The sequence below is a fragment of the Xanthovirga aplysinae genome (assembly GCF_009711365.1).
GTDB lineage: Bacteria > Bacteroidota > Bacteroidia > Cytophagales > Cyclobacteriaceae > Xanthovirga > Xanthovirga aplysinae.
The window spans coordinates 1-6293 of sequence record NZ_SMMB01000990.1 but is presented as its reverse complement, the minus strand read 5'-3'; the positions used below and the strand labels follow the sequence as shown (position 1 = coordinate 6293).

1 protein-coding gene is annotated in these 6293 nt (G+C 38.0%); it reads right to left on the bottom strand.

What is annotated here, in order from left to right; all coding sequences use genetic code 11:
* Positions 1-191 precede the first annotated feature (191 nt).
* Positions 192-6257 carry an Ig-like domain-containing protein gene (locus tag E1171_RS09760; RefSeq protein ID WP_155205817.1) on the bottom strand — a complete coding sequence of 2022 codons (6066 nt, stop codon included), beginning with the start codon at positions 6255-6257 and terminating at the stop codon, positions 192-194.
* Positions 6258-6293: the final 36 nt, after the last annotated feature.

The following is a 6293-nucleotide window of genomic DNA, read 5'->3' as shown; positions in this document are numbered from 1 at the left end:
AACTGACAAAAATGTAAAATTAAATGAGGCAAGATTATAGAAGTATTGTACAAAACGTAATGAGAATTGGTGTTTTAGAGAATTATTTCAGTTCCTTACTCACTACCTGATAAAAAATTTCAAACCCCATGACAAGACTCTGAACAGAGTCTTGTCATGGGGTTTAATGATAAAAACAAAGTGTACTATTCCTATCTTTTAATTAATCGTTTGACCGTTTTAGCTTTCCCAGCTGTTATTTCCACAAAATAAACACCAGCCGGTAGAGCCGAAACATCTACTGTTAAGTCTCTTTTATTAACTCTAATGGCCTCATGGGCATAAACTTGTTTTCCCATTATATTATTAAAACTCAAGTTTACATCACCACCCATACTTTCAGCTAATTTGATGATAAGAAATCCATCTGTAGGGTTGGGGTACATTTTAGTTTCTGTTGTCAAAACCTCATCACCTAATCCCATTATAACGCCAATCTCAAGGGTGAAATTAATTTCAGCAGTTCCTCCTCTTCTATCATCCGCAGTCAACATTATTGGGATCCCACTTGTCACTTCTAAGGGGATTATTTCCAAAACAGACCCCTTTAAACTTACATCTGCAGCAGTTGTTTGCCCAGCATTTACTTCATAAATAAGTAAATCTCCGTCAGCATCTGCAAATAGGTCCACCAGGTTCAGGTTAAACTCATCATTTAATTCTAAAATTACATGATCCAAAGAGCCTATAACTTCAGGAATGCTGTTATCAGGATCAATAACAGTAACATTAAACTCTAGACTTTCACTTTCACCTCCAGAATCTCGCCCAGTTACAAACACAGTTACTTCACCACCATTTAATGGATTAATAGTAAGATTTCCGCTAAAAAGGTCTGATTCAATAACATTTTCGCTAGATACCTTAATGTCATAATCAAGACTAGTATCCTCTACATTTACATCAGTAAATAACTGATCCAAATCTATGCTATAGGTGTCCTGATCTAAAATCAAAGTTTGATCGGGAATTTTACCTAATACCTGAGGAGCAGAATTCAAAACTTCTAAAGCTATATCCAAGTAGGAGTTTTTGTACCTCGGATCATTAGTTCGCATATACAGACGGCAAATATGTGTTCCTATTTCCATTCCATCCAAAGCATTAAATTCAAAGGAAAGTTTGGAAGAATCCCCCATTTGAATAATGTCTCTGTTAAAGCGGCCGGAAAGCCTGGTATCTAGCCAATCATAAAATTCCAGTACGGTGTTATCAAACTCAAATAAATAAGGAACTCGAAAAAAGCTGTACCAGATTTTATCTCCTTTAAGTAGTAACCCATAAATACGGAAATCTCGAAATTGATACGGCAAAGGCACAATTAATTCCTCAGTGATCTTTATTTTATCCCCTTCAAGTGTAAAAAAATGCAATTTCCCAAGCTCAGTGCCATTGGACAGTATTCCTAAATTCTGCTCATGGTCATATGACATAGACGAAACTGTAAAATCAAAATCTCCAGTTTTCAATTCTGCGAGAACATTACCTTCCTTATCAAGGGCATAAAAATTAGTACCCCTATCTGGTTCAAAAACAATTAATCTTTCTCCATCCCATACTGGGGTCACATACCCATTAACCGGGGTATCAAGCGGCCCCGCTAACTCATCACCCTCCACACTATATTGGTATAATTCACCGTCTTCGGTACCTATCCAAAAATTTTCTCCATCCCAACCCATTCTTCTACTATCCTCTCCCACTTCGAAAACTACCGTTTCCTTCCGGTATTCTTCATCATATCGAAGCACTTTTCCATCATCTAAAATATATATATCGCCATTGGCCGAAACCATAGATCTTAGAAGATGTGGAAAACCTTCATCAACAAGTCTGTGACCAGGAGTCTCTTGACCATTTATTGCATTGAAACCTCCTTTTTGATCAAATTGCTGCTCTATGCTTTCCTCAGGTCTTATGAAACCATACAAGGTGGAATCATAAGCTACCTCTAATTGGTATTTTCCATCAAAATTATCAAACACCACAAAAGCATTACCGTTCTCTCCAATTTCAAGAGCAACGGTTTCCTGGGCGATAAACCCTAGGTAAGGCCCCTCGGAAGCGGACCCAGTTACAGAAATAATAACCTCCTCTGCTTCCTTATCATTGGTTTTAAAGGAAATGATTTCGTTAAAATCACTAATTTCAGTAGGTTGAAATGAAATAGGGAGCTCAAAACTGGCATTTGGGGCGATTTGAAAGGAAGTTTCTCCAGCTGAGAAACTATGGGAGCTGGAGCTGAGATCAGAAATTCCCAGTATATTTGCCCCTTTGTTATGTAAGGTTAAGATTTGTCCAATAGAATCTCCAAGAAAAATATCACCATAATCCAGTTCTAATTGCTCTGCAAAAAAATTGGGCTCTGCCCCAGTCACCTCCCAGGAAACAGGCACTAGAACTTCTTCATTTAAAGGGTCATTTGTATAAACCAATAAATCTGTGGAGAATTCTCCTCCTGCCATATCTTTGGCATCAAAGTTCACCTTAATAGTCCTTGCTTCACCAGGGGGTACAATCCCCGAAGTTTCCTCAAAGTTAATAGGAGTTGCCTTTAGAGCGTAATTAACCAGATTAGAAAATAAAGGGTCTTTATAGTTCACATATAAATAATAATACATAATGGGTTGCATAGCGGTAGCCAAAACTCTTCCTCCATTATAGTTATATTCTGCTAGGTTAATTGCCCTAACCCCTTCCTCAGTAGCCATTCCACTAGCTATAATTTGGGTACCTTTGGGAAGATTTACCAAATTATCTTCAAAGCGGTATAAATCCATATCTACTCCTGCCATGACCGGATGATCCGGTAAATCGACATCTATATCCCAATAAACATCAAAAATTTCATTTTTATACTCTACACCACCTGGTAGAGTCAAGCTCTCATTTTCTCTATTATAGTTTAAAAATAAAATTGTTTTTCCAGTTTCAAGATAACTTTCAAACCTACCCGCAGCTCTATTTAAGTTTGAGTAATACTCCTGCTCCTGTTGTTCAGAAGTAATAATCAGATCAAAATCTTCCAATACGGTACTACTTAATTCTTCAGAACTAATAGTGGTTGTTGCAAAACCAAATTGTTCTTCTATCCATTCACCTATCCAAAAATCATATTGATAATATTCCTTACTTTCCTGGATCACCAAAATATGCTGTTGACGCTGTGCTTTTCCTCCTATGGGATAAATTAAATGGTTCAACCCTAAACTAAATTCTAAATCGCTTTGTCCCCCTGAATTATCAATTACAATTTTACTATTATTCACCTGCCCATGGGGAGTAAGTTGTTTAATGGATGCCACGGGAATATTTACCGAAGGCGCTGGCAAGCCCATTCCAGTAAGGTTAATCTGTTTTTGAGGCTGATCAGGATCATTGCTATCAATGGTTAAAATCCCTGAATTTTCTCCTAATTCAGTAGGCCCAAAACTTATCTCCACATCTCTACTTTCTCCCACGGCCAATCTAAAACTTCCCTCTTCTTCTTTAAGGGAAAAGCCATTTCCCTCTATAACTAAATCAATTTCCAAAACTTCGGTACCGGAATTTTCCAGGTTAAGCACATCAGTCTGTGCTCCCCCTAGGAAAACTTCTCCAAAGGAAGGTTTTTGATTTACAGTTAAGTCGGCTTCCCCATTAAGGTGAATTTTAAATGGAATTTCAAGATCACTATTCACATAATCATTACTTTGAACATTAATAGCAAATTCATAATCCCCAGGAGATAAATCACTAAGGTCTGGCGTATAATTCACTACGGTTGATTCCCCTGGTTCCAGTTGGCCTTCCTCCTGATCAAAATACTGGTGGGGGTAAAGAAGGACGGCCAAATTTTTTTCAGGATAACCCAATTGACGACTAATTTGCGTCCCACTGGTTCCTTCCTTGTTTTCCACTCCAATGGTTACTAATTCTTGACTCGGAGACAACCCATTCAGCTCCATATCCTTATATTGGAAAAGGATTTCCCCACTTGCATATAGGATTACCTGAAAAGTAAAATCCGTTTCAGGCATATCATAATAGCTAAAATTGGAGTATTGAACGATAAGTGCATTATCCTGTATGAGATGATAAATACGTCCCATCTTTTTGGGTTCAATATCTGTCCAAAGTGGAGCAATAAAACCATTAGGATTATAGAAAGTAGGAATGGGATCAGGAGAATAATCAGACATTCTATCACCTGTCAGAGATATATATCCTGTATTGCCCACATAAACGGTCCGATTATTTTCTCCAAAAAATGGGAAATCAAAGGGCAATTCAATAGTAAATTCATCATCGTTCTCCGTGAAATGCTCAGTTCCTATTTCTGATATTTCTAACCATTCATGAGCCACTCCTTTAATCAACCGGCTGGAGAACAAAGGAGATCGACTATCATACCATACATATTCCCCTTTTCCACCATTATAAACGTTGTTGGAACCGGCCACTCCCTGCAGGTCTTTGCGGTAAGAAGACAATGTATAATTTAAAACCTTTTCTCCAGAATTCTCAATAGTTACTTTACCAGTAATAGTTTCTTCTAATTTGAGCGTTTCCTGGAACTCTTTCGGATTTACCACTATTTCTGCACCCTTGCTTACCTTAATAAGGTTTTCCTTGGAAAATACCTCTGACTCTCCAAGGAAATTGGCCACCTTCAAACTAACCGAATATTCACCCACTTCATTAAACCTAACTTTTGGGTTTTGTTCTGTTGAAAATGCAGGGTTCCCCCCTTCAAATTCCCAATACCAGCTAATCGGATCATTTTTAGAAAAATCTTCGAATTGTACCTCTTCACCCGTAAGAACCTTGGTTTTTACGGTGTAAAAATCAGCTTCCGGTCTGGCTTGAGTTTCCTTTACTTTGATATAAGAAAATTTGGTTCTTTTTTCCGAAAACTGACCTGCGGCATTCCCTACCGACAAAGACACTTTGTATACCCCAGGGTCAGAATAAACCACTTCAGGATTTTGTTCGGAAGAAGCAGCTGGTTCCCCTCCCTCAAACTCCCAGCTCCAAGCATTTACTGTTCCCGATGACAAATCGGAAAAATAAACAGATTCCCCTTGCCAAACTGTGGTTTTATTGGCGACAAATTCTGGTTCCGGAGTTAAAGCATAGGAATTTAACAGCTCTTTTCTTCTGGGGCTATTTTCCATGACAGCCCAAATTCTATCTTTTTGGTCTTGTGTAAAGATATTCATACAAACATCGTCAGTATAGTCCATATAATTCTCAATCATATCTTGAGAACCACAGGAAAATGTTTGTTCACAATTAGCCGTATAGCCATCTTGTAAGGGAGTATCTTCACAATAATCGTCAGCATCGCAATCTCCATCACCCCAGATATGTCTAAGTCCCAAATAATGACCAACCTCATGAGTAGCAGTTCTTCCTTTATCTTTTCCGGGCCATAAATCAAAATTTCCTTTATCATTACTCCCAAAAACAGAAGGTATAAGTACAACACCGTCGGTTTCCATCCCAGTAGGGAGTCCAAGATTGTCTAATCCTGGCAGGCCAGAAATGGTAGGAAATTGTGCATACCCTAAGGTTTGTGATCCCCCGCTTGGGGCAATGTCTACTACCCAAATATTTAAATAATTAAAAGGATCCCAATAGGTCACAGTTTTAATAAGAGGATCCACTTGGTCTCTGGATGGCTGTCCACTATACCCTAGATCTTTTAAATTTACCCGATCCACGCCCTTTTCCTCCAAAACAATCCCCTTTGGATCCACTACTGCTAATTCAAATTCAATACGAATATCTGCTCCTACAGGGTTATCATTAAAACCGGGTGTTCCAGTCATTTTTCTAAAATCCTCATTAAGTACCTCAATTTGAGAAAGGATTTGTTCATAACTAATATTGGCCCCTTCTCCTAAAAGTTCATCATCATGCACCACGTGAACCACCACCGGAAGGGTAAGAACTGTCTCTTCCATACTAAAAAGAGCTGTTTTTGCCTTTCGTTCTTCAATGGCTCTTTTCAAAAGCTTTTCAAAATCTTCTTCTGATCCCATTTGTGGATACATGGCTATAAGTGCTTGGGAGGCTTCCACCGTACCACAAGTTGTCTTAGGCAGGTCCTTTGACGTTAAATCAATAGGTGCAATTGGTGAATTAGAAAAAGGAACGGGCTTTTTATTTGTTTCTTGAGCAAAGGTTAGTCCATAGCAAAAAACAATAACTAATAATAATAAGTTTTTAAACATAGTTAAACAATTTAGTTTTTAAGAAATAATTCCTTA

What these genes read in the sequence shown, in the direction of transcription:
- E1171_RS09760 (WP_155205817.1), bottom strand. Translation starts at nt 6,257, where the DNA reads ATGTTTAAAAACTTATTATTATTAGTTATTGTTTTTTGCTATGGACTA.